18 protein-coding genes and 2 riboswitches are annotated in these 23,531 nt (G+C 50.3%); of the genes, 6 read left to right on the forward strand and 12 right to left on the reverse strand.

The features are described from left to right. Positions 1-30 precede the first annotated feature (30 nt). Positions 31-174: a hypothetical protein gene (locus tag A3848_RS32430; protein WP_167330798.1), complete on the reverse strand. Its 144-nt coding sequence runs from the start codon at positions 172-174 to the stop codon at positions 31-33. Positions 175-470: 296 nt separating this feature from the next. Here A3848_RS32430 and A3848_RS20110 point away from each other — a divergent pair, with 296 nt between their 5' ends. Further along, the gene (locus A3848_RS20110) at positions 471-3,608 is read left to right on the forward strand and encodes an EAL domain-containing protein (protein ID WP_074086643.1); all 3,138 of its coding nucleotides are present in this window, start codon (positions 471-473) and stop codon (positions 3,606-3,608) included. 78 nt (positions 3,609-3,686) lie between these two features. On the opposite strand, the gene A3848_RS20115 is transcribed toward A3848_RS20110, so the two are convergent. Beyond that, entirely contained in the window at positions 3,687-4,781 is a 1,095-nt protein-coding gene (locus A3848_RS20115) for a GGDEF domain-containing protein (protein ID WP_074086644.1), read from the reverse strand. A gap of 286 nt (positions 4,782-5,067) precedes the next feature. Further along, positions 5,068-5,167: riboswitch (purine riboswitch) on the forward strand. 124 nt (positions 5,168-5,291) lie between these two features. On the opposite strand from A3848_RS20115, the gene A3848_RS20120 reads away from it, so the two are divergent. Next, positions 5,292-6,716 (forward strand): NAD(P)/FAD-dependent oxidoreductase, encoded by a 1,425-nt coding sequence (locus A3848_RS20120; RefSeq protein WP_074086645.1) that lies wholly within the window; start codon positions 5,292-5,294, stop codon positions 6,714-6,716. Between the two features lie 461 nt (positions 6,717-7,177). Here the strand turns inward: A3848_RS20120 and A3848_RS20125 are convergent, their stop codons facing one another. Further along, positions 7,178-7,768, reverse strand: coding sequence for a nucleotidyltransferase family protein (locus A3848_RS20125; RefSeq protein ID WP_256702489.1), 591 nt, complete (start codon positions 7,766-7,768; stop codon positions 7,178-7,180). Positions 7,769-8,026: 258 nt separating this feature from the next. Here A3848_RS20125 and A3848_RS20130 point away from each other — a divergent pair, with 258 nt between their 5' ends. From A3848_RS20130 to A3848_RS20140, 3 genes are all read left to right on the forward strand, one after another. After that, positions 8,027-9,631, forward strand: a complete 1,605-nt coding sequence (locus tag A3848_RS20130) for a LytS/YhcK type 5TM receptor domain-containing protein (protein WP_178382051.1) — start codon at positions 8,027-8,029, stop codon at positions 9,629-9,631. Beyond that, the gene (locus tag A3848_RS20135; RefSeq protein ID WP_074086647.1) at positions 9,628-10,356 is read left to right on the forward strand and encodes a LytR/AlgR family response regulator transcription factor; all 729 of its coding nucleotides are present in this window, start codon (positions 9,628-9,630) and stop codon (positions 10,354-10,356) included. Before A3848_RS20130 ends, A3848_RS20135 begins: the two co-directional genes overlap by 4 nt. A 124-nt stretch (positions 10,357-10,480) precedes the next feature. Then, entirely contained in the window at positions 10,481-11,749 is a 1,269-nt protein-coding gene (locus tag A3848_RS20140; protein WP_074086648.1) for an L-lactate MFS transporter, read from the forward strand. Positions 11,750-11,866: 117 nt separating this feature from the next. On the opposite strand, the gene A3848_RS20145 is transcribed toward A3848_RS20140, so the two are convergent. From A3848_RS20145 to A3848_RS20165, 5 genes are all read right to left on the reverse strand, one after another. Further along, complete coding sequence (locus tag A3848_RS20145; protein WP_074086649.1) at positions 11,867-12,754, reverse strand: copper amine oxidase N-terminal domain-containing protein; 888 nt, start codon at positions 12,752-12,754, stop codon at positions 11,867-11,869. A 377-nt stretch (positions 12,755-13,131) separates the two neighbouring features. Continuing rightward, the gene (locus A3848_RS20150; protein ID WP_074086876.1) at positions 13,132-13,572 is read right to left on the reverse strand and encodes a MerR family transcriptional regulator; all 441 of its coding nucleotides are present in this window, start codon (positions 13,570-13,572) and stop codon (positions 13,132-13,134) included. Positions 13,573-13,592: 20 nt separating this feature from the next. Next, a complete protein-coding gene (locus A3848_RS20155; protein ID WP_074086650.1) occupies positions 13,593-14,321 on the reverse strand; it encodes an SDR family oxidoreductase in 729 nt (242 codons plus the stop codon). A gap of 613 nt (positions 14,322-14,934) precedes the next feature. After that, positions 14,935-16,242 carry a 2-oxoglutarate dehydrogenase complex dihydrolipoyllysine-residue succinyltransferase gene (odhB, locus tag A3848_RS20160; protein ID WP_074086651.1) on the reverse strand — a complete coding sequence of 436 codons (1,308 nt, stop codon included), beginning with the start codon at positions 16,240-16,242 and terminating at the stop codon, positions 14,935-14,937. A 51-nt stretch (positions 16,243-16,293) separates the two neighbouring features. Beyond that, entirely contained in the window at positions 16,294-19,164 is a 2,871-nt protein-coding gene (locus A3848_RS20165; RefSeq protein WP_074086652.1) for a 2-oxoglutarate dehydrogenase E1 component, read from the reverse strand. A 437-nt stretch (positions 19,165-19,601) separates the two neighbouring features. Then, a riboswitch (cyclic di-GMP riboswitch) is annotated at positions 19,602-19,695 on the forward strand. Between the two features lie 28 nt (positions 19,696-19,723). On the opposite strand from A3848_RS20165, the gene A3848_RS31395 reads away from it, so the two are divergent. Further along, a complete protein-coding gene (locus A3848_RS31395; RefSeq protein ID WP_083606841.1) occupies positions 19,724-19,879 on the forward strand; it encodes an anti-repressor SinI family protein in 156 nt (51 codons plus the stop codon). 93 nt (positions 19,880-19,972) lie between these two features. Here A3848_RS31395 and A3848_RS20175 read toward each other — a convergent pair whose 3' ends face one another. The 4 genes from A3848_RS20175 to A3848_RS20190 all read right to left on the reverse strand — a co-directional run bounded on the left by A3848_RS20175 (position 19,973) and on the right by A3848_RS20190 (position 23,135). After that, positions 19,973-20,305, reverse strand: a complete 333-nt coding sequence (locus tag A3848_RS20175; protein ID WP_074086877.1) for a helix-turn-helix domain-containing protein — start codon at positions 20,303-20,305, stop codon at positions 19,973-19,975. A 396-nt stretch (positions 20,306-20,701) separates the two neighbouring features. After that, on the reverse strand, positions 20,702-21,310 hold the full coding sequence (locus A3848_RS20180) for a TasA family protein (RefSeq protein ID WP_074086653.1): 609 nt from the start codon (positions 21,308-21,310) through the stop codon (positions 20,702-20,704). An 84-nt stretch (positions 21,311-21,394) separates the two neighbouring features. After that, complete coding sequence (sipW, locus tag A3848_RS20185; RefSeq protein ID WP_074086654.1) at positions 21,395-21,982, reverse strand: signal peptidase I SipW; 588 nt, start codon at positions 21,980-21,982, stop codon at positions 21,395-21,397. 1 nt (position 21,983) lies between these two features. Then, positions 21,984-23,135, reverse strand: coding sequence for a superantigen-like protein SSL4 (locus tag A3848_RS20190; protein WP_074086655.1), 1,152 nt, complete (start codon positions 23,133-23,135; stop codon positions 21,984-21,986). Positions 23,136-23,531: the final 396 nt, after the last annotated feature.

Raw genomic sequence — 23,531 nt, forward strand, 5'->3', positions numbered from 1 at the left:
TCAAGGGGATGCGGCGTAACTGCAGGACTGCTATCTGGTTTGCAGGCAGAGTATATATTGCAATCTGGATTTGATTTCCTTTTGCCATTTCAAATCTCCAACTTTTACAGCAAGATTGAGCAGATCCAGATAATCGTCAACCTTCAGTGCCGTCCGGGTAGTGGCTGCGTTCATGGGTGTTCAGTCTCCTTTATTTCAAATATAGTGAAGGGAATGATTGAATTTTCTCAATAATGATAATCATTATCAACCGTTAATGCTATTATCCACATTTTTTATCTAAAAAGCAATATAAAAAAGTGAAGGACTTCAATTTTTTTGTTACAGGTGTACTTAGGAGGAATTGCATAATTTATCGCAGTTGCAGGGGCCTCTTGCAGGAAACATACCGTTTTTTGTCGAATAGAGCTTGATATAAATGATAGCGTGAAGCATAAAAATTCTTATATTTTGGAAAAAGGAGAATTGCGATGAAGCGGTGTAAACTCTTGCTTCTAATTAGCATTGTGCTCATGCTTGCGCCCCCTGCATCCGCTCACGCCGAAAGACAGGAAATCCGATACCAGGCAGAACTCGACTATCCGCCATACAAGTATATACAGAACGGATACCTGACCGGCTTCGATATTAACCTGACGAGTATGATTTTTGAGAATCGGGAATATCTGATTCACTACAGTACCGGCGAATGGGAGGATACATACAAACGGCTGACGCGGGGAGAAATTGATACAACAGGTCTTACCGCAATAACTGAGGAACGGAAGAAGCAGATCCTGTTCTCCAAGCCTGTACTCAAAAGCTATATATCCGTGTATTCCCGTCAGACTCTCCAAGAAGACATTAAGTTAAGCACCCTGAAGAATTACATAATCGGCGTCGGCAAGGACCAATATTCCGAGACCGTTCTCCGCAATAAAACAGATGCCTCACAATACATAGAATATGCAACAGTACCAGAAGCGCTGGAAGCCCTGCGGAAAGGCGAGATTGACCTGCTCTTTGAGAATCAGGGAGTGGTAGACTATTTAATCGTTGAGCAGGGCTTAACCGGCAATATCGTCCGGAAAATGAGTGATTTATATCCCCTAGATGTCGCTTTTGGCGTTAGTAAGTCTAAGCCTCAGCTCGTCTCTTATATTAATGGGCGGCTGGACCGGCTGGAGCGGTCGGGGGCTTATGAGGAGCTGTACCAGCAATATTTTTTCACCCATTCCGAAAACTTCAGATCGATGATGCGCGGCCGGATAATATCCGGAATTATCATTGGTATATTACTCTTGGCCGCCGTGATTGCTGCGCTCAGAGTATATATCAGGCATCTCCGGCGGACCATCCATTCGGAGCAGGAGTTCTTCGGGGATGTCATTGAGCACAGCGGCATGATTGTATGGGCGGTGCAAGGGGATAAGCGGGTTGTAAAGTTCAATCACTATGCGGCAGCAATGACCGGACTTAGCGAGAAGGATGTGCTGGATGTGAGCCTTGAGAAGATGTCAGGGCTCGATGGCGGGACGGAAATGCTAAGAGAGCTTCTCATCCGGGCGGTGCATCAAGATTACGTAAGTAATGTGGAGCTGAAGCTTCCGGCACATTCACACGAAGCACGCTATTTCTCGTTCCGGACAACGCTGATCCGTGGAATGGACCCGCGGGCCAAGGATATATTTGTGCTCGTCGGGATGGATATAGATGAATGCAAGCAGAATGAACTCAAGCTGCAGCTCAGCTATGAGGAGCTGGAGGCCACATACGAAGAACTGTCGGCGACCGAGGAGGAACTGAAAGATCAGTTGAGCAAGCTTGCCGTAAGTGAACGCCGGTTCCGGCTTTCTTCCGAGGGCTCCGGTGCCTACATGTGGGAGCTGGACTACGAGAACGGGAGATATAAACTGTCGGAACGCTGGTATGAGGTCATGGGCTACACGGAAGAAGAGATCAACCTGTTCGAGGACGGTGTTCTCAGCATCATCCATCCCGACGACCAGGAGCCCGCGCGCAAAGCCCGGCAGGAGCACTTGGCCGGATTGACTCCAATCTATGAACTGGAGTACCGGATGCGCACTAAGGACAACAGCTACGTCTGGTTTGAAGTGCGCGGCAAGGCTATTGTAGACCACAAAGACCAAATGATGTTGTTCCTGGGCTCCTTAATTGATATCAGCAAGCGCAAGCAGGCTGAGTTCCAGCTAAGCAACAGCTACCAGGAGCTTGAAGCTACCTATGAGCAGCTGACAGCCACGCAGGATGAGCTTGTAGGCCAGTATGATATGCTGCTGGAGAATCAAAAGAATATGCACCGTTTAGCGTATATGGATTCACTCAGTAGCCTGCCCAACCGTATTCTTTTACTGGAGACTATGGAGAGTTATTTCCACCGTCCCGGAGGCAAGGCGGCGCTTCTGTTCGTGGATACGGATAATTTCAAATATATTAATGATACGCTGGGCCATAAATCCGGTGATATCCTGATCCGTCAGGCCAGTGAACGGCTGCAGTCCGTTGTGCGCGAAGGGGACATGCTGTCCCGGCTTGGCGGTGATGAGTTTGTGGTGTTTGTCAAAGATACAGAGAACCCCATAGAGGTCCTTGAACTGGCAGAGCGTATTCTGCGTTCCTTCCGCAGGTCATTTCTGATCGGAGAGAGCAATTTGTATGTTTCTGTGAGTATTGGGATTTCCTTCTACCCGGAAGATGGTGAAACTACGGAAGAGATACTGATGAATGCAGATGTCGCCATGTATAGAGCCAAAGAGGAAGGGAAAAACACCTTTGTGGTCTACGACAAGTCCATGCATATGCCATTCAATGAACGGATGAACATTGAGAAACATCTGCGCAGTGCGATGATTAACAATGAATTTCAGCTGCATTACCAGCCGCAGGTGGAGATCCGGACAGGACTTATCTCGGGTTTTGAAGCGCTGATCCGCTGGAACAGTCCGGTTCTGGGCTTTGTATCTCCGCTGTCCTTTATCAAAATTGCCGAAGATTCCAGGCTGATCATCTATATCGGGGAATGGGTGCTTAGAGAGGCCTGCAATTTCATGAAAAGCATCAATGACCGAACGGGCTTACCCTACAAAATTTCAGTAAACATATCCATTATTCAGCTGCTGCAGGATGATTTCGTGGAGATTGTGCTCGACAGTCTGAAGGAAAGCGGCCTTGCGCCTAATTGTCTGGAGCTTGAAATTACGGAATCCATCTTCATGGAATCCTTTGAAAACACAGTGAGCAAGCTGGAATTCCTGAAATCCCGCGGAATTCGCATCGCTCTGGATGATTTTGGAACGGGGTATTCATCCCTGAGCTATTTGCAGCAGTTACCGATCTCCACACTCAAAATGGACAAAATCTTCATCGACTCGCTGGTGGAAAAGGCCTACAGCCAATCCTTTGTCCAGACCATCATCATTCTCGGGCATAAAATGGGCCTGGAGGTTGTAGCAGAAGGAGTAGAGGATGCTGACCAGCTGGCGTTTCTCAAGGAATCAGATTGTGACAAGGTACAGGGATATCTCATTAGCCGTCCGGTGCCGCAGCACGGAGTGATTGAGCTGCTGGAGCCTCAGAGACGTCATGGCCCCGAATATCTGCATGAATAAATTCAGTTGCCGCATGGCACAAAAAAAGGCTTCAGAGCTTTTTGCTCTGAGGCCCTTTTTGAATGTTTGACCGTTTAATCAGGCAATAACGATTTTATTCTTGCCGGATTTTTTGGCCTCGTACAGTGCATCATCTGCCTGCTGAAAAGTGGAGCTTTTGGAGTCCGTACCGGTGTAGTCATGCATGCCTATGCTGACGGTTATTGAAGCTCCATCCATTTCGGTAATAGGCAGCTCGGCAATGGCAGTTAGAATCCGCGTCATGATCCTGCGTGAATCCTCGAGCTTCTTAGCCGTCAGAATCACAACAAACTCTTCTCCCCCATACCGGGCGGCGAAATCATCCGCACCAATATGCTTCAGCACCATCGCGGCAACCTGTCTCAGTACAATATCACCGACCCAGTGTCCATACTGATCATTAACTTTTTTGAAATTATCGATATCCAGAATAGCCAGCTGCATCGGAAACGGATTACTCTGCTGGTGATCAATCAGCCAGCCAAGATATTCATGAAAGGTTTTGTGGTTATACAGATCGGTCAAAGGATCAATCTTGGACAGCCGGTCCATAATGATATTTTGTATGCGCAGTTCCTGCTCCGATTTCAGCGAGTTCTCCAGAGAATTCATCAGTTCACGCCCCCGGGCAATGATGCCAAAACCGGCAAGAGCAGCCCCTGTTAAAATTAGGGCAATCATAACATTTTGGACGCGCACCATATAGCTAGAAGCATGTGTACTCAGGAACAGCAGGATCATATATATCAGACAAAGAATGGAACTGGCTTTCAAATAGATATTTCTCAAATAGAGCATGGAGACCAGCAAAGGGATAAGCATAATCAGAGGCTTCACATGGAATTCGTCACTGATATTCGAAATCATCAATATTGCGATCAAGTGGCTGGCAATAATGATGGAGAGTTCTGACAACAAGGGACGCCATTTATGTATGGCTTCCAGCATAAGCAAGGAACCCAGAATGATAAGGTCAGGAATCAGTATATTATTGATCAAGAAGCTTTTACCTGAAAAGTCGGGGCGTTCCCCGCTTATGGATAAAGAGATTATGATTTGAGTGGCCAGATAGACAAGCAGTACTACCCAGAATGCATTTAGGATCAGACGGTTCCAGTACGTTTGGCGAGGAGTTGGCGGTGGAATATGCATAGGATGTTCCTCTTTTCCAGTGGCAATGTATCTATAGATTCGACAAAAATCACTGTTTTCCTCCAAAAAACGAATGAGACATTCGTACTATATATTGGAATTTTCCATTTCCTATCCTGGGATTTATTCATCAATACTAATATGTTGGAATTATGAATGTTCGTGTTTAGGTGTTTATTCAGTGTGTTTCCTAGAGTTTATATGCCATATGTGCATGGAACACGAATTATTGGCATCGAAACACCTTGACACATCCGCATATGTTCTGTAATATTCCTATTGGCTGATAAAACAATGATTAGCTGTTCGTATATCCTCAAAGATAAGGTTTGGGGGTTTCTACAGGGAACCGTAAATTCCTGGCTACGAATAGGATGCTTTTAGCATACCTATGAAGTGGTCAGGATTTTTTGTGCTGCGTTATAGAAGAACTATGATTACCGCAGAAACGGATACCGTCCTTGTTAGATACATGAGGCCCGTTTCAGCCTGGGAGGAACAGAGAAACCGATGAGTAAATATGATGTGATTGTCGTAGGTGCCGGTCCGGCCGGAATCTTCGCCTGCTATGAATTGACGCGCAAAGCCCCTGAGTTGAAAGTGCTGCTGGTGGACAAGGGTCATGATATCTACCGGCGCAATTGCCCGATTCTGGAGGAGAAAATCAAACTCTGCCCTCCAGCCTCAGGACGCAAGGAATTCGCCGGCTGTCTGCCTGCCTGCTCTATCACCGCCGGATTTGGGGGAGCGGGTGCCTACAGCGATGGCAAGTTCAATATCACCACGGAATTTGGCGGCTGGATGACCGATTATCTGGCACCATCCAAAGTGCTGGAGCTGATCCAGTATGTGGATGACATCAATCTGGAGCATGGAGCTACACCGGTCATTACGGATCCGACAACCGAAAGCATCCGGGGCATCGAGCAGCGGGGATACGCCGCCGGGCTTAAGCTGCTGCGGGCGCAGGTGCGCCATCTCGGAACAGAGCAGAACCTGGAAATCCTGAAATCCATATATGAATATTTGCGGACACGCATAGATATGCTGTTCAAAACTGAGGTTCAAGATATCGTTACAGCTAAAGAAGAGGGCAAACACCGGATTACAGGCATTGTGCTGAAGAATGGCGAGAGCTATGAGGCAGGCAAGGTTATGATCGCTCCGGGGCGTGACGGCTCGGCGTGGCTGACGGATGTGCTGAAGAGACGCCGGCTCAAGATGTACAACAATCAGGTGGATGTTGGCGTTAGAGTGGAAACGTCGGACGTCGTGATGCGGGAGATTAATGAGCATCTCTATGAAGGAAAGTTCATCTTCAACACCTCCGTAGGCACACGTGTCCGTACGTTCTGCAGCAATCCTTCCGGACATGTTGTCGTGGAGAATCATAGCGGAGTGATGGCGGCCAATGGGCATTCCTACAAAGACCCTGCGCTGGGTTCCATGAATACCAACTTTGCGCTGCTGGTTTCGCATACCTTTACGGAGCCTTTTGACAAGCCGAATGAATATGCGCGGGAAATCTGCAAGCGGGCCAATGATCTGTCCAGCGGTGGTGTCATTGTCCAGAAATATGGGGATATTCTGCGCGGACGGCGCTCCACCGAAACACGGATTAAGGAAGGGTTTCTGGAGCCTACGCTGAAGGAAGCGGTGCCTGGGGATCTCGGGCTGGTGCTGCCGTATACAACGATGAAGAGTCTGATTGAAATGGTAGAGGCACTGGAAAAAGTCACTCCGGGCATTGCCTCCGAGCATACGCTGTTCTATGGCGTGGAAGCGAAATTCTATTCCGCCCGGCCGAAGCTGACAGAGAAGCTGGAAACGGAAATTTCCGGCCTCTACTGCGGCGGTGACGGAGCGGGCATCACCCGCGGGCTGGCCCAGGCTGGTGCTGCAGGGGTCTGGATTGCGCGGGGGATGCTGGAGTAAGAGACCTTCGGGTTCTGCAATGCAAGAGGAACTGTAGAATCAGAGGACAAAAGGGGTGCGTGTGGGGAGCTGCCGGAAGTGAAGTGGAACGAGTCCACTTTAATAGACGAAAAAGCTTTTCGTGGAGGCAATAGTGGGACAAAGTAGACTTGATTTAAGCGGATTCACACAAAAGGATGGAAAAGTGTCGGATTAGATCTACTTTTTCCAACTAGCGCTAGGGGAGAACCGGGATAAGATCGATTTAAGTTCACTTTTTTCAATTAACCTGCCGCCGAATCTAATGAGGCTATCCAGTCAGCTCTAACCAGAAAAATCTATAACGGCTACGCTGTTCAATAAAGGACAGTGTAGCCATCACGAAGCAATCGTGCGTTTACCCTCTCCAGAGCGGTCAAAGACCGGCGGGGAGAGATTATTGGTGTAGTGGGCATAGAACTGGCAGTGTAGACTCAGGCGAATTAATCCTGTATGGAAAGGACTTGAAGCTGGTTCCAGATCCGCTGCCAGTTCTTCTTCGCCATCCGGGATACATAGATCGGATGCAGCTTGGGGTTGGCGCTAAAATGCGGGGAGGGGCGGACGATCATCCGGATCACATCCGAGACCCCGTGCGGAGCGGCCAACCTAAGCTCCCCGTGTTCGTCTATCGCCAGACCTAGCGCAGTCGCTGTCTCGGGGAACTTGGACATACCATCTGTGGACGAGGAGTACGGGGCAATGCCGTTAACCTCATGCATTCTCGCCTGGTTTTTGACTGACCAGGGGATAGAAGGGTATTCACTCCGCAGCTTTTCCTCCCAGATCTTCTCGACCTCCTCCCGCAGGTCTTCCGGGTCGTAATAGATCACATCCACATCCGCCAAGGGTGTTCTCTCAGCAAAGCCATGCTGCATATCCCAGACTTTGGAGCGCACAAATCCGGCACATACCCAGGAGTCTGGTAATTGCAGCTCCCTTGCAGCCGCCAAAATATCTATCATCCAGCGATCTTCTTTCACCGCCTGCAGCAAATCCTCTTCATTATGTATCCGCAGCATCAGCACCTCCATGAATTACACGCATTATTCTCATTATAAACCTTATATTGAAGAGCTCACTATATACTCCCCATGATTCGGTGAACCTCTGTAATCACAGCGATTCATTGGGCCACATCATCTAATTCTTAAGTTCAGTTTATGTAGTGGATTGCTTATGCAGCAAGGTGCATTCTATAATGGACCGATAGATTGACCTTTGGAGGCGTGGCTGTGGGACATAATCTGACGATACTGCTGCAATTGTTTGAGAGGGCGGCGCTGCTGCTGATGTGTCTGTTCGTGCTGACACGGGTGCCGCGGTTTAAGGAGATCTTCGTTAAAGGGGCGTATGCTCCCCAGGAACTCGCGATGGTGACGGTGGTCTTCAGTCTGTTTGCAATCCTCGGTACCTATACAGGCATAAATGTAGAAGGCTCCCTGGTGAATGTGCGGATTATCGCCATCGTGGCCGGAGGGATTCTGTTTGGTCCATGGGTAGGCTTGATTACAGGCATTATCTCCGGGGTTCACCGTTTTCTCATTGATATCGGGGGAATCACTTCAGTACCCTGCCTGATTACGAGCATTACAGCGGGGATAGTCTCAGGAATCATTTATCGCCGGACCTCCGCAGAGCGCCGCTGGATCGCGGGAATTCTGGCCGGAATGGCCTGTGAAGCGCTGACGATGGTGCTGATTCTGGTTATGGCGAATCCGGCGTCCCTGGGTGCGGACATCGTCTCCAAGATTGCTTTTCCAATGATTGTCGGTCAGATCAGTGTGGGTCTTATCGTCATGCTCGTGCAGAGCGTGGAAGGGGAGAAAGAGCGGATTGCCGCGAAGCAGTCCAAGCTGGCTCTCGACATTGCCAATAAGACGCTGCCGTATTTCCGGAACATCAACCCCCAGTCGCTGCGGACCATTTGCGGGATTATCAAGGATGATATTGGAGCCGATGCAGTCGCCATTACCGATACCCGCTACATCCGCGCCTATGTTGGCGTTGGAGAGGAATATTATGTGGAAGCAAACGAGATTATCAGCGAAGAAACGAAAATGACTCTCCGAAGCGGCGAGATTACCATCCGCGACGATGATACGGAATATATGAACCGGGCGATCCGCTCACTGATCATTATCCCGCTCAAAGAGAAGGGCGAGGTCACGGGCGCGCTCAAGATTTATTACACCAAAGCCCATAAAATCACCTATTCCCTGCAGGCGATGGCGGTAGGGCTGTCGCAGATTATCTCTACGCTGATGGAGGTGTCCCGGGTGGAGGGCATCAAGGAGATGGCCAACAAGGCGGAGCTGAAGGCGCTGCAGACGAGCATTAATCCCCATTTTCTGTTCAATGCGCTGAACGCGATCATTTCTTCCATCCGTATCGACCCGGATAAGGCGCGGGAGCTGATCGTCAATCTGTCAGGCTATATGCGCTACAATCTGGAGCTGAGCGATGAGTTCATTGATATCCGGCGCGAGCTGCAGCAGGTCCAGCAATATGTGGAGATCGAAAAAGCGCGCTTCGGCAGCCGGCTTGCCGTGGAGTATGACATTGACGAGGTAGAGGTGCGGATTCCCAGTCTGATCATTCAGCCGCTGGTGGAGAATGCGATTGTCCATGGCATCCTGAAGGTGAAGGGTCAAGGGACGGTGACGATTTCCGTGAAGGACCTGGGAGGGATGGTGCGGATAGGTATTACCGATACGGGTGTAGGGATCAATCAGGAAACGATTGAGAAGGTCTACAGCGGAGATATGCCGGATAACAAAATCGGGCTGTACAACGTGCATCAGCGGGTAAAGCTGATATACGGCAATGGCTTGACGATCCACCGGCTGGATAAAGGGACGGAGATCTATTTTGACGTCACAAAGGAGCAGCGATGAGAGCGATAATTGTAGAGGATGAAGTACTGGCAAGGCAGGAGCTTGCTTTTCTGATCGGGGCACACAGCAACATAAGAATTGCCGCCGAGTTTGAGGACGGGCTGGACGCGCTGAAGTATCTGCAGACGGAGGAAGTGGATGTGCTTTTTCTGGATATCAACATTCCTTCCATTGACGGTGTGCTGCTGGCCCAGAATATCAGCCGGTTCTCGGTCAAGCCCTATATTGTGTTCATTACTGCGTATAAGGAGCATGCTGCCGAGGCTTTTGAGATTGAAGCTTTTGACTATATTCTGAAGCCCTACAGTGAAACGAGAATTAAGGCGATGCTGAGTAAGCTGGAGGGGGCATTTGCGGCACGCGGACACCAGGCGGGAGAAGAACATGTGAAGGTCAGCGACAAGGTCAACCTGTGGAAAAATGAGAAGATCATTGTCGTCGATGCCGATGAAATCTATTATGCTTCGGCGCAGGAAAAAACAACGAGTGTTATAACCAAGGGGGAGGAGTACAGTATGGCCTTAAGCATCAGTGAGTTTCACAGCCGATTGCCGCAGGACCGCTTCTTCCGCTGCCACCGCTCATATGTCGTGAATCTGTCCAAAATCAAGGAAATCATCCCCTGGTTCAATAATACCTACCTGCTCCGGCTGCGCGATCTGGACTATGAAGTGCCGGTCAGCCGCAGCAAGGTGAAGGAATTCAGGCAGATCATGCGCATCTAGCGGCAGTTCATTCCCCGATTAAGTCATCTCATTCCGGATTTCTCTCAAGAAAGTGCATTTTCGCTACAATGAAGAGGCAAAGAAGGCCTCGAAGCGACCAATTGAGAGAAAGAAGGAATACCCCATGACAACGACTACAGCGGGCAGCAAGCGGTGGCTCATCGTGTTAGGTACAGTGATTATGCAGATGGGACTGGGCACGATCTATACCTGGAGCCTGTTCAATGCACAGCTCGTAAGTAAATTCGGCTGGGAGCTCAGCTCGGTTTCAATAACTTTTTCCATTACCAGCTTTGCCCTGGCCTTCGCGACGCTGTTCGCGGGGAGACTGCAGGACCGGTTCGGCCTCCGCAGACTGACCGCAGCCGCAGGGATTATGCTGGGTCTAGGTCTGATCCTAAGTTCACAAGCCAGCTCCCTTCCGATGTTTTACTTGCTGGCCGGTGTAGTTGTCGGGTATGCAGACGGAACGGCGTACATTACGTCGCTGTCCAATCTGATTAAATGGTTCCCGAAGAATAAAGGCTTAATCTCAGGTGTATCGGTAGGTGCCTATGGAACAGGAAGCCTGGTGTTCAAATATATCAACGGCAGTCTGATTGAGTCGGCAGGGGTGTCTAGTGCTTTCTTATATTGGGGCCTTATGGTTATGGTTATGATCGTTGTGGGTTCACTGCTGGTTCGGGAAGCACCTGTGGCTGCTCCGGCACAAGCTGCAAGGGGCAAAGCGGCTCTTTCAGCTGCTGGCCCTGCAGTTCCGGTTCTGGTGAAAGACTATACTGTCAAAGAAATGCTCCGTACGAAGGAAGCATACCTGCTGTTCGTCATTTTCTTCACCGCCTGCATGAGCGGCCTCTATCTGATTGGTATCGTTAAGGATATCGGGGTGCAACTGGCCGGTCTGGATATTGCAGCAGCGGCAAATGCCGTGGCGATGATCGCCATTTTCAATACGGCCGGCCGGCTGATTCTGGGAGCCTTGTCTGACCGTATGAGCCGTCTGAAGCTGGTTAGTGCCACCCTTCTGGTCACCGCCGCAGCGATGCTTACCCTAAGCTATGCAACCTTAAACTACGGATTGTTCTTCGCTTGTGTGGCAGCAATCGCGTTCTGCTTCGGGGGTAACATTACAGTGTTCCCGGCCATTGTCAGCGACTTCTTCGGCCTTAAGAACCACAGCAAGAACTATGGAATCGTCTACCAGGGCTTCGGGATCGGCGCCTTATCCGGTTCGTTCATCGCCGCGTTCCTCGGCGGGTTCAAGCCTACCTTCATTGTGATCGGACTTCTGTGTATCCTGTCCTGCATCCTTGCGGTTTCCCTGAAGCCTCCGGTGCAGAAGCAGGCAAGAGAAAAGGGAATGAGCCTGAAGCCTTCACGGCATACGGCTTGAGCCATAGATAGATACATGTCGGCTTAAGAAAATTAGAGACAAAGAGAATCTACCTGAAAAAGAGATATCCAGGCCCTCCGTGCAGACGGCAGGCGGATATCTCTTTTTTAGTTGCATTTATTGTTCTTCTGGGATTTCAAAAAATCGATTCAGCTTGATTTCTTTTTGTCCTAAGGAAGTAGTTTGGCCATTCGTTTCAATAAAGCCATACGTAGCTTCCATGATGGGAAGCATGAGATGATAAAAGGCTACCCGGCTGTTAAGGGTAGGCACGCTGCCGTCCTGATTCGTTATTTTATACGGTAAGAAGAACAGTTCGTTAGAAGATTTGGCGGACGGATCAAATTGTGCAGTCCATAGTTGTTCGCTGTGATTGCCGACTATTTCATAATAGGAGATCCCATTTCCCCCCAAAATGAAGAACTGATTAGACTTTCCCTGCGGAAAGTAGTAGTCCTGGTTCTGGCTATCGTTAGTTACACTAAAGTTTTTTAGCAGACTTACTTGCGGGTATTGGACGGCTGCTGAACGTGCTTCAGCCAGGTTTTTTGATGTCAGTTGGGTTGTTAAAGCATCACTAGCCTTGGCAACATAAATGGTGCGTGTATTAGCGTTCCAAATGATATGAGCATTGGCCGATTCCGCAATAAACCGCAAAGGTACCATGACGCGTCCATTTTCCAAAGATGAGGAAACGGATAAAGCAACTTTCTTCGAGCCAATGGTGGCAAACTTTTGACCGGCAACTAATGTTACAGTTTCGCCTTTTCGGGTAATGGTAATGGTTTTGGATGCATTATCCCATTTCACCGATATACCCGGTATTTGTTGTACCACATTTAACGGAACAATCGTGGTTCCGCCTTTAATATAAGGGGCTACGTCGGTATTTACGGCTGCATTGTTCACAATGACTGCAATTTTCGTGGGAGCTGCCATTGCTGCTCCTGATGCTAAGAAAAATATAGATAGCAATAAAACACCCGTTCTTAAAAACTTCGTCATTCTATATATCCTCCTTACTATTTTTGGAAATCCACTATGCATTTAAACAGACGTAACACCACTTGAAAAGTTTCAGTGAACTAAAAAAAGAAGCTGAACTGAGTGATGCTTTTTCCCACACAGGACACTTCATAAGCCAAAGAAGTTGGATTAGTGATCGTTTCTCCACTAAGGATTCACGGACCTCATCATCAAGTTTTCAAGTCCTATCTATATAGCTGTAAAATTTCATATAAAGCTGGATCTGAAGAAGAACACTTCTCACAAGATTGTGAGAGAATACGAGCAAAAAAAGGCCCTCAAATGAAGCCGTTGTCCACGCTTAGGTGGAGAAACAGTTTATTTGGGGGCTGATATTCAACTCAGAAAGAATGGGCTTATGGACCGCTGCTATCCGGAGCCTCGCAGTCGTAAGACTCAGTATTCGGATTCTCTGCCAGCTCGCGGAAGTGGCGGAGCTTATAACGGATAACCTCTTGCGTCTCTTGGAGTTTTGCGATCTCACGGGCGATTTTGTCATTGTGCGCTTCCAGCAGGGTGTACCGTTCGGATAGCGTGCCATCGCCCTGATGGGTCAGCTCCAGATAATGCCGCATTTCTTCCAGTGTCATTCCGGTAGCCTTAAGGCGCATCAGGAAACGGATACCAAGAATCTGGTCCCTGCTGTAGTGTCTATGGCCGTTAGGTTTGCGGTCGGCATACGGCAGCAGACCAATCCGCTCATAATAGCGTATCGTATCCTCGGTCAAGCCGGTCAGTTCGGCAGCCTGGCTGATGGAAGTGACGGTCTCCGGTATATCTTGCGCAGTAATGTCCATTGGAACCTCCTTGAGTAACATTACCAAGGAACTTCTCCATTCTCATCGAAAAATCCTCCTGTCGGGCCATCTGCATCCAGTGTAGCCAGACGTACAGCGATCTTAGCCCCTTGCTCTACGGTGCGTTGACCAGTGAAGCCATTGAGATCGGTGGCGGTGAAGCCGGGATCTCCTGAATTAATCTTGAGCGGAGTATCCTTGAATTCCTTGGCAAAAGTAATCGTAGCCATGTTAACCGCCGCTTTGGAGCTATTGTAGGCAAGCAGGTTAAATTGGGCATGCTCGTGATGGGGATCGCTGTTGAAGGTCAAGGAGCCCAGGCCGCTCGACATGTTGACGATCCGTCCAGCCGGAGATTGCAGGAGCAGCGGGAGCATAGCTCTGGTTACAGCAATCGTACCGAAAAAGTTAGTTTCGAACGTTGCTTTGAGGTCATTCACCGGCAATTGGCTTGGAGCAGCTGCACCCCCAAGAGAAATGCCCGCATTGTTGATTAGCACATCAAGACCACTGTACTCCTTGGCAATTGTTTGCGCCGCAGCTGCAATGCTATCCTGATCTTGCAAGTCAAGCTGGATAAAGTGTGCATGGATGCCTTCCTGTGTCAAAGCGGCTGCCGCTTCGCTGCCACGCTGCTCGTCGCGCGAGCCAATCAGGACTCTATGTCCGAGGGCTCCGAGCTGTCTGGCTGTTTCAAAGCCGATCCCTTTATTTGCGCCTGTGATCAGAACGGTTGTAGGTTGTGTCATTTCTTAGTTCCCCTTTTCATCTTCCAAGATACGGTGGCCACCTGCCATGAATGTACTACTTGGAGTATGCTCAAAGTCAAGGAACAAATTTTAAGGGGGGTGTTGCAGGATAAGAAAAGGAGGAGAGGAGGGCGGATAAGAGAAGGGCAGATAAGGGGAGTGGAGGTGGGCTATGGGAGTTGCTGAGGTGAGGAAGAGTCTTGCCTAACCAAGAGGTATCTTATCGGTTGGATGCTTAGCTCACTCTGTTATAGTGGAAAAAGTATCACTAATTTGGCCTGATTCCTTCTGAGAATAAATTTAGTGGAAAAAGTAGAACTAATCTATGCCCTAGAGTGGAAATGCAAGTAAATTGCCTGGATTAGGTGGATAAAATCCATTTAATTACTTATATAATGATGATTTTGACAAAAATAGGTGGAGATACTCCACTTACCTTTCTGCTGGGCATAGTTGTGAAGGGGAATTAATTGTAAGAGGTTTCCGTGGAGGCAGGAATAGAATGGTTATAGAGAAAAAGGGCTACGCAGACAATTTCAAACTGTCTGTGTAGCCCTCTTGAAGAAGATTGTTTCTAGATTTGTGGTGATTTCTTATCCGAAGATGTAAGGGATCAGCCTTCCAGCAGCAGTGCTTCAGGATCTTCCAGCAATTCCTTGACCTTGACGAGGAAGCTAACTGCTTCCGAGCCGTCCACGATGCGGTGATCGTAGGACAGTGCGATATACATCATCGGGCGGTTGGCGCTTCTTTCTTCGTCCAGGGCGATCGGACGGAGCTGGATCTTGTGCATTCCGAGAATACCAACCTGCGGTGTATTGAGGATTGGTGTCGACATGAGTGAGCCGAAAACCCCGCCATTGGTGATAGTAAAGGTACCGCCCTGCAGTTCTGGCAGGCTTAGCGTATTCGTGCGTGCCTTGGAGGCCAGCTCACCAATCTTCCGCTCAATTTCCGGGAAGCTCAGCCGGTCTGCATCGCGGACGACCGGCACTACGAGGCCTTCCTTGGCAGATACGGCAATGCCGATGTCATAGTATTTCTTGATCAGGAGATCCTCGCCGTCGATCTCGGCGTTCAGCAGCGGATAGGCCTTGAGTGCGCCGATCACTGCTTTGGTGAAGAAGGACATGAAGCCGAGTCCGACATCATGCTTCTCTTTGAAGGCATCCTTGCGGCGCTTGCGGATGTCGAGAATCGCGGTCATGTCCACCTCGTTAAAGGTGGTCAGCATGGCCGCGGTGTGCTGCGCCTCGACGAGGCGGCTCGCGATGGTCAGCCGTCTGCGCGACATGCGCTTGCGCTCGACGGCTTTGCCTTCCTCCTGCGGCGCGGAGCTTGCCGCCGCAGGCTTCACCGGCGCAGGCGCGGCCGCTGCCGCCGGAGCGCTTGGCGCAGCGGCCTCCGGCCCGGCTGCGCCATGGCCCTTCACATCGGCCGTAGCGATCCGGCCGATGGGGTCGCGGGCACTGACCTCGCCGAGGTCGATGCCCCGCTCCCGCGCGAGCTTGCGCGCCCCCGGCGAAGCCAGGGCCGCAGTGCCCGCCGCCGCTGCATCGGGTGCGGCGGGGGAAGCTGGCGCCGCTGCCTGCGGTGCGGCAGCCGCTGGGGCTTCGCTGCTCGCAGCAGGAGCCTCCGGCTTGCCGGCCGCAGCGCTCTGCGGCGCTTCGGCGCCTGCCGTACCGGCGCCGCTGCCGATGATGCCGATCGCTTCGCCGACGGCTACATTCTCGCCGGCCTGGCGCAGGATGGAGGAGATGACGCCGTCCTCCTCCGCGCTGATCTCCAGGTTGACCTTGTCAGTCTCCAGTTCAGCGAGCACATCCCCCTGACCGACCGTATCCCCCTCTTTTACCAGCCATTTGTAGATCGTTCCTTCGGAAATAGATTCGCCCAAATCGGGTACTTTAATTTCGGACACAGGCCCTTACCTCCCCAAATAGAATAGTTTACGTTACCGAGACACCGCCCTCTATCTGGAAGACGGTACAGCCGCTTGTACTTGCGAGTTCAATTTCAGGGCTTCTGTTACTATACGACGCTGCTCAAAAGTATGCACGTCTGCATATCCGCTAGCCGGGCTGGATCGCTCCGGACGGCCGATATACTGCACCTTGATGTTCTGCGGGGCGATGGCCCGCAGCCGGGGCTCGGCATAACTCCAGCCGCCCATGTTCTTCGGTTCTTCCTGCAGCCACACAATTTCCGTAAGGGAACCCATCGCACTGAGGTGTGCAGCCAGTTCCCGTTCAGGGAATGGATAGAGCTGCTCCAGACGGAGGATATGCAGCCAGGACCAGTCTTGATCCTTGGCGGCCTCCAGCTCCGTCTGCAGATCGAGTGTTACCTTGCCGCTGCACACTACCAGCCGTTTGATCTCCCCGGGACTGCCGCCAAGAAGCGGCTCGGGAAGTACAGGCTGGAATCCGCCGGAAGCCAGCTCGGCTCCGGAGGAGGTGCTGCGCGGGTTGCGGATCAGGCTCTTCGGAGCCATGATCACGAGCGGGCGGGCCTCTCCCTTGCCGCACAAGGCTGCCTGGCGGCGCAGAAGATGGAAATACTGCGCTGCGGAGCTCAGGTTCGCCACAGTCCAGTTCTCCTCAGCGGAGAGCTGCAGATACCGTTCCAGCCGGGCACTGGAGTGCTCTGGGCCTTGCCCTTCATATCCATGCGGCAGCAGGATCGTCAGATTGCTGCGCTGGGTCCATTTCGCGCGTCCGGCAGCAATGAACTGGTCGATAATAACCTGAGCGGCATTGGCGAAATCGCCATACTGTGCTTCCCAGATCACGAAGGTTTCTGGCGCGAACACATTGTAGCCGTATTCGTAGCCGAGTACCGAGGCTTCCGAGAGCGGGCTGTTGTACACCCCGAAGGAGGCTTTGGAATCGCTAAGCTGGTGCAGCGGTGAGAACAGTGCACCTGTCTCGCTGTCGTGCAGCACCAGATGACGGTGGGCGAAGGTTCCGCGCTGGGAATCCTGGCCGCTCAGGCGGATCGGTGTACCGTCCTTCAGGATAGTGGCGAATGCCAGCGTTTCGGCCAGTGCCCAGTCTACCCGTTCTCCGTCATTCAGCGCATCCTTGCGGCGCTGCAGAATCCGCTCCAGCTTCGGATAGACCTTGAAGCCGTCCGGTACCGTCAGCAGTTCCCGGTTGATCTGCTGCAGCTGCTCCAGCTGCACCGCCGTGGATTGCGGCTGAGTTGCTTCCGTTTCGAGCGGTACCGAGGTTTTGGCTTCTCCGTTCTTGCGCTTGCCATCCTTCATCAGGTCGAAGGCTTCCTGAAGCACTTTTTCCGCATCAAGGTTCATCTGGTTCACATCATCTGCCGTGATGATCTTCTCCCGCTGCAGGCGTTCCGCATAGACACGATAGACGGTCGGATGGTTACGCACTCTGCCATACACAATCGGCTGGGTGGTTTCAGGATCATCCATCTCATTATGACCGTGGCGGCGGTATCCAATCAGATCGATCACGAAATCCTTCTTAAATTGATTGCGGTAGGCGCTAGCCAGGCGGACAGCGGAGATGCAGGCCTCCGGATCATCGGCATTGACGTGAACCACAGGGATTTCATAGCCTTTGGCAAGGTCACTGGCATAATGGGTGGAACGGGAATCTTCACTTTCGGTAGTGAATCCGATCCGGTTATTGACGATAATATGCACCGTACCGCCGTTGGAGTACCCTTTGAGCTTGCCGATGTTGAGCGTTTCCGCAACAATTCCTTCGCCCGGAAAAGCGGCATCCCCGTGCATCAGTACAGCCATGGCCTTGTTCGTGTCGAGCTGCGGCAAACCCGGGGAATTCCGGTCTTCCTGAGCTGCACGTGTAAAGCCTTCAACGACAGGGTTGACGAATTCCAGATGGCTCGGGTTATTGGCCAGTGTAATACGGGTACGGACGGTCTCGCCCTCGCGCACGGCGCGGTCAGCACCCAAATGGTATTTCACGTCGCCGGTCCAGCCGTAGTTAATGCCCATGGAGCCTTCGGAAGGGAAAAGCTCCTTGTTCGGAGAATGATGGAATTCCGAGAAAATAATATCATAGGGCTTCCCGAGAATATGAGCCAGTACATTCAGACGTCCGCGGTGGGCCATGCCCATCAGGATATGCTCTGCACCATCATGCGCGGCGGCACGGACAATCTCGTCCAGCATGGGCACCAGCGCGTCATTGCCTTCCAGGCTGAAGCGTTTTTGGCCGACAAAGGTCTTATGCAGGAAGGTCTCGAACTGCTCTACCTGGATCAGACGGTTCAGCAGCTCCTTGCGCTCGGTATTGTTCAGCGGCGCGGGAGAGCTTGTAGACTCCGCCTGACCGTTCAGCCAGCGAAGCTCCTGTTCGTCATGCACATGTCCGAATTCGTAGGCGATAGTCTGCGTATATGCCTGACGCATCCGGTGAACGGCATCCCATGCGGTATGAACATCCGGCGGCGCATTCTCCCAGATCAGCGAGGCAGGCAAGGCAATCAGATCTTCGCGGGTCAAGTCATAGGTTTCATAATCCAGCCATTTCGCCATAGGGCTGTTAACCTGCTCCAGCGGATCGATATTGGCGGCCATATGGCCATATATACGAATATTGGCGATTAGCTTGGAAGCTCGTACGGCCTTTCTCAGCCACTCGGTGTCTCCCGAAAGGGCCGGCTGCGGAGCCTGAACGGCATCCGGAGCGAGCGGAGGAGGGCCGGAAACGGTAAACAAATCGCGGTAATGATGTTCTACGGATGAAGGATCATGAACAAATTGCTCATATTTCTCTTGAATGTAGCCCAGATTGGGGCCGTGATACTTACTCCAAATGGATTCGTTATAGGGCTCTTTAACTGCCATGAATACATCCTCCTAACGGATGAACTCCACGTGCGGCATGAGGCTTGGGCGCCCAGTGGAGCTGCGATGGTTGCGGTTTCATTCCTCATCTTATTGTGCTACTTTCAAGGCGTGTAATCAATTCATACTTTCGGGGAATCCGTTCGCAAAACGGCATGATTCAGTCCTTAAATGATGAAAAACGGATATCGGTTACCTGAAGCTGGATGTGAACAGGGTGATGCGGTAATAATTACCCATGGATGCCACCGAAGGCTTCATGAACAGTTCCTAAAGTCATATCTATTGGACAAATCCCAGCAAAAAAAACTGTTCTTTTGCACTACTTGTCATAAAAAATTTCCATAAATCGACACACTTTTCTTGTGAGAACTTATATAATGTTATTGCGGATAACGGTTTCATTGTTTTCTAACCAGATCCTTTCATGTAAAGGATCCAGTAAAGGGTAAACCTGCTGAAAGGCAGGGACACAAAGTCTCGGGTCTAATGTAGAAAGGCTTCAACTACTACGACGGCCGGACTGCCTGGGGACGCAAAAATTCTAGGAGGAGATATCTTGGATAAGTCCAACCAGGGGAATGACGGAGAACTGCTGATGGGTGATCTGGATCTAGAATGGGTGTATTTGCTGATGTCGGCGAAGAAAGCAGGCATCGGGGCAGATGAAATCCGCCAGTTTTTAAGTGAAAAGACAACGTTGCAGGTAATGTAGGGCGTTTACTTTGCGGGAATACATACAGAAAAGGGCACAGCGCCAGACGCTGTGCCCTTTTCTGTATCGCTGGAGCCTTAGGACAACCGCCCGTTATTGATCCTTTTGCTCCAGCCGCCATTTTTGATAATCGAGGAATTCTTTGAATTCCCGTTTGCTTATGCCGGAAGCCATGGCTTCTTGAACGAGCCGGAACCATTCGCCATCTAGTGCGGATTCGTCAGTCTCTGAGGGCTCGCCATAGAGCAGGCTGTGGATAGACACCTGGAGCGCATCGGCGATTTTTTCGATGAATTGAATAGAGGGGTTGGATTGGATATTTCTTTCTACATTGCTTAAGTATGATTTTGCCACATCTGACTTGTCCGCTAATTCGGATAAGGACCAGCCTTTTTCCAGACGGAGTTGGTGGATGCGACTTCCCATATTATCCGGCACGATTACAACGCCCCTCCGTACTTATTGTTAAAATATAAGGATTTAACTGTTCTATGCCATCAATCATCCTTATATTTCTCGCTGAAACGGCTATTTGAAGGCGATACGTAGTGTTGCTGCTTCGGAAGCATAAGCTTGTAAAAGACGACGTAGCCGTTTCCAATTGAAATATAAGAATGTATATGCTTGACGCTATACATTGTACTTCTATTTATGGAGAAACGGATACCGCCTCTTTCGGAGGACGGCGAAGCCGTTTCTTTTTATCAGTATAACAAATTTCCGTAAAATGGACAAAAATCAATCGTTACAAAGAAAAAACAGCCTAATCTGCTCCGGCTCCGGAATCAGGGTAGGCTGCTTCAGAATGCAGTCCGTTATGAATTAATAATCTTTTTTAGGGCCTTGTTTGGCCTCGAAGTTCCAAGTCAGCTTCAGCTTATCCTTTTGGAAATAGTTCTGTGCTTCACCATTGTCAACGAATTCGAACTTGACTGTAAAGCTGTCGCTGCTCTGAGCTTTGATACCGTCGGCTTCCGTCCAGATTTGATCCAGACCGGTATTGTTTACAAGATCGGGGGTTTGGCTCTTCAGGGCATCCAGTGTGGTTTCGTATACGACAACCTCCGGTGTGAGAATAGTACCTTTATCATTATTCTTCAGGAATTTAACCTTGATGAATTTGCTGAGATCGACACCGTTGTTATCGCCGAGCGTATCTGTAATCTCTGTAGTGGTCTTCAGCAATACTGAGCCGATGTCCAGGGTTCCGTCATTTTTGAGCTTGAAGGTTTTGGTTACAGTATCACCCGGTTTCAGGTTAGGGATATCTACGATTACTGAAGGATCAGAATTCAGATCCAGCGTACCTGCTGCGAAGGTTGCCGTGCTTGTCGCAGTATCGCTGAAATATGCGAAGGTTCCTCCGCCAATCAAAGACAAACCGAGTGCTGCCGATGCCATGCCAAAACCCAATGTTTTCTTGATACCCATATTCTAATTCCTCCTCTGATTAGTAAAGCGAATGATAAATGTATATTGTATCTTCCGTTTCGTAGGCGGAAGCGGACAATCGGATCAGGGCTGTATGTCAGTTCCCGGAGGTGCCTGGGGAAGCACGGTGTTTTTTTTCTCAAGCGCCGTAAGAGCCTTCCATGAACTGTAGAGCGCATAGAGCAGGAGCAGAAGTCCGGGAACGATCATCAGGACCACACTGCCGGCTTTGGAGGAAGCAAAATTCATGGCATATCCTACATTTGGAATGGTGACTCCGGTGTACTCGGCCACAATATTCCCTGAACTCACGGGCGTCATATCCGCAGCGTCATTGTTATCGCCTTTGGTATGATAGATGACCTCGCCGGCAGCGGTTTTTGCTGAAGCATCCACAATTCGGTGAGTGATCAGGATATTATCCTCGCTCATAAAGGTGATGACATCGCCTTTATGGAACCGGGTCATGTCTCCTCCGGGTTTCAGGGCGACGATGGATCCGGTCTGAATACCTGGCTCCATTGAACCGGAAAGCACCGACTTGATCTCATATCCAAAAAGGGTGGGTTCGCCTCCCGAGGCCCTGGACACTACAACGGCTACTGCCAGCACCACGAAAATCAATACCATTACTGCGGATAAAGTATGGCTAATTATTTTTTTGATAAGCATGTCAGTCTCCACCTTTAATGAGTTGTGGCTCCGAAGGTGATGCGGCCATTTCCGGACCTGGTATCGGAGGCTCTGTTGCCTGAGGTTCTTGGGTAGGTGTCTCTGTCACATCCCCTTTTGGAGGCGTGATCTGGTTGTCACCGGCGGGTGCCGGGGTGGCGCTGGCTTCGGGGACATCTGGAGCTGCCGTACTAACGGCTTCAGGCTCAGGAGTAGCTTTTAATTCAGCTTTGGCCTTTTCTGCGTCTTCCTTCTTCTGTTTCTCAAGGGCGAGTTTGGCTTCTTCTTCCTTTTTGGCTTTAGCCAGTTCCTCTTGCCGGGCCTTCTCGATCTCTTCAAGCCGCTTGCTGCGGGTCTGGGTGATGAGCTGCTGCTGCTGCTCAAGCCCTGAAATACCGGCGGTTGCAGTATCTTTGGCGCTGTTCAGCTCCGCATCCAATTTGTCATACATAGAAACCAGTTCCACGGATAGCTCACCCGGCGACTGTCCGAAAGCAGCTATGATCGGAAAAAGCTGTGACGGTTCTTCCGGGATGGAATTTAGTGGGCTGTAGACTGCTTCGTTAACCGTTATAGGGAATGGAGTATTGCCGTTCTGAATGGCCTCCAGGTAATGAACGATTGCGGCTATGGAAGCAGTGAAGGATTCGGAGAGCACACCGTTTTGGCTAAGACTGTTCTGTAACCCGTCAAAGAATTCCTTATCTCTGATTTCCAGACAATTAGGATCGAGATCGATCATATATCCTCCAATCTGTGCCAGAACGGCAGCTGCAGCGCTGATCTCTGCATGAATCCCGTTCCAAATCCCGGCGTTGGCGGTCTTCTGGCCTTCAATGGCAATCAGATCGGAATGAAGATCTGCAACCTGCCTTGAAATCTCCTTTTCCGCTATTTCCAGCTCTTCCAAGGACATAGACTCGATTCCAGTTATTCCTGTTAAGCCGGCTGGGGAACTGTAACTTTTCAAGGTTGCTTTTAGAGCCTGGGCTGTATTGAGATGTTCTTTTAATTCGCTGAGCAGCTGCTTGATGGAATCCGGGAATACTTTACAAAAACCAATGGTGCTGACTGTCTCCGCGGTACCGTTAAAACCCCCATAAGTACTGCCGATTTGGCCAGAGGTATACAGCAGGAGTACGGATATGGCCATCCCCGACTGCAGGATGCGAAGACCGGTTTTTTGGGTTTTTCTTTTACGCCGTTTGGCGGATCTGGGGTACAGAGGCAGGCCCCCCTCTCATAACTTACTGTTGATGTAATTCGTTATATTTGTTCTTAATAAAGAACGTTTTCGTAAGGAAATCATACACTGCCTGCCGGGCAAAAGAAAAATGGTGATTTCGTCTAATTGTTCGTAATAAAGACCATTAATTATTATTTATCTACCGATATCTATCTGTATCGCTGTTTTTCGTAAAATGTTCTTTATAAAGAACAAATTGGTGGGAGGCTGAGCTGTCAGATGGGGTGTGGTGGTGGGGAGCTGAAGGTGAGAATAAAGGCAGAAATGTCTTGAATCCGGCCAAAGTGGGCCTGAGGGCGAAAC

Source organism: Paenibacillus sp. P32E (genome assembly GCF_001909085.1).
Taxonomy (GTDB): domain Bacteria; phylum Bacillota; class Bacilli; order Paenibacillales; family Paenibacillaceae; genus Paenibacillus_AQ; species Paenibacillus_AQ helianthi.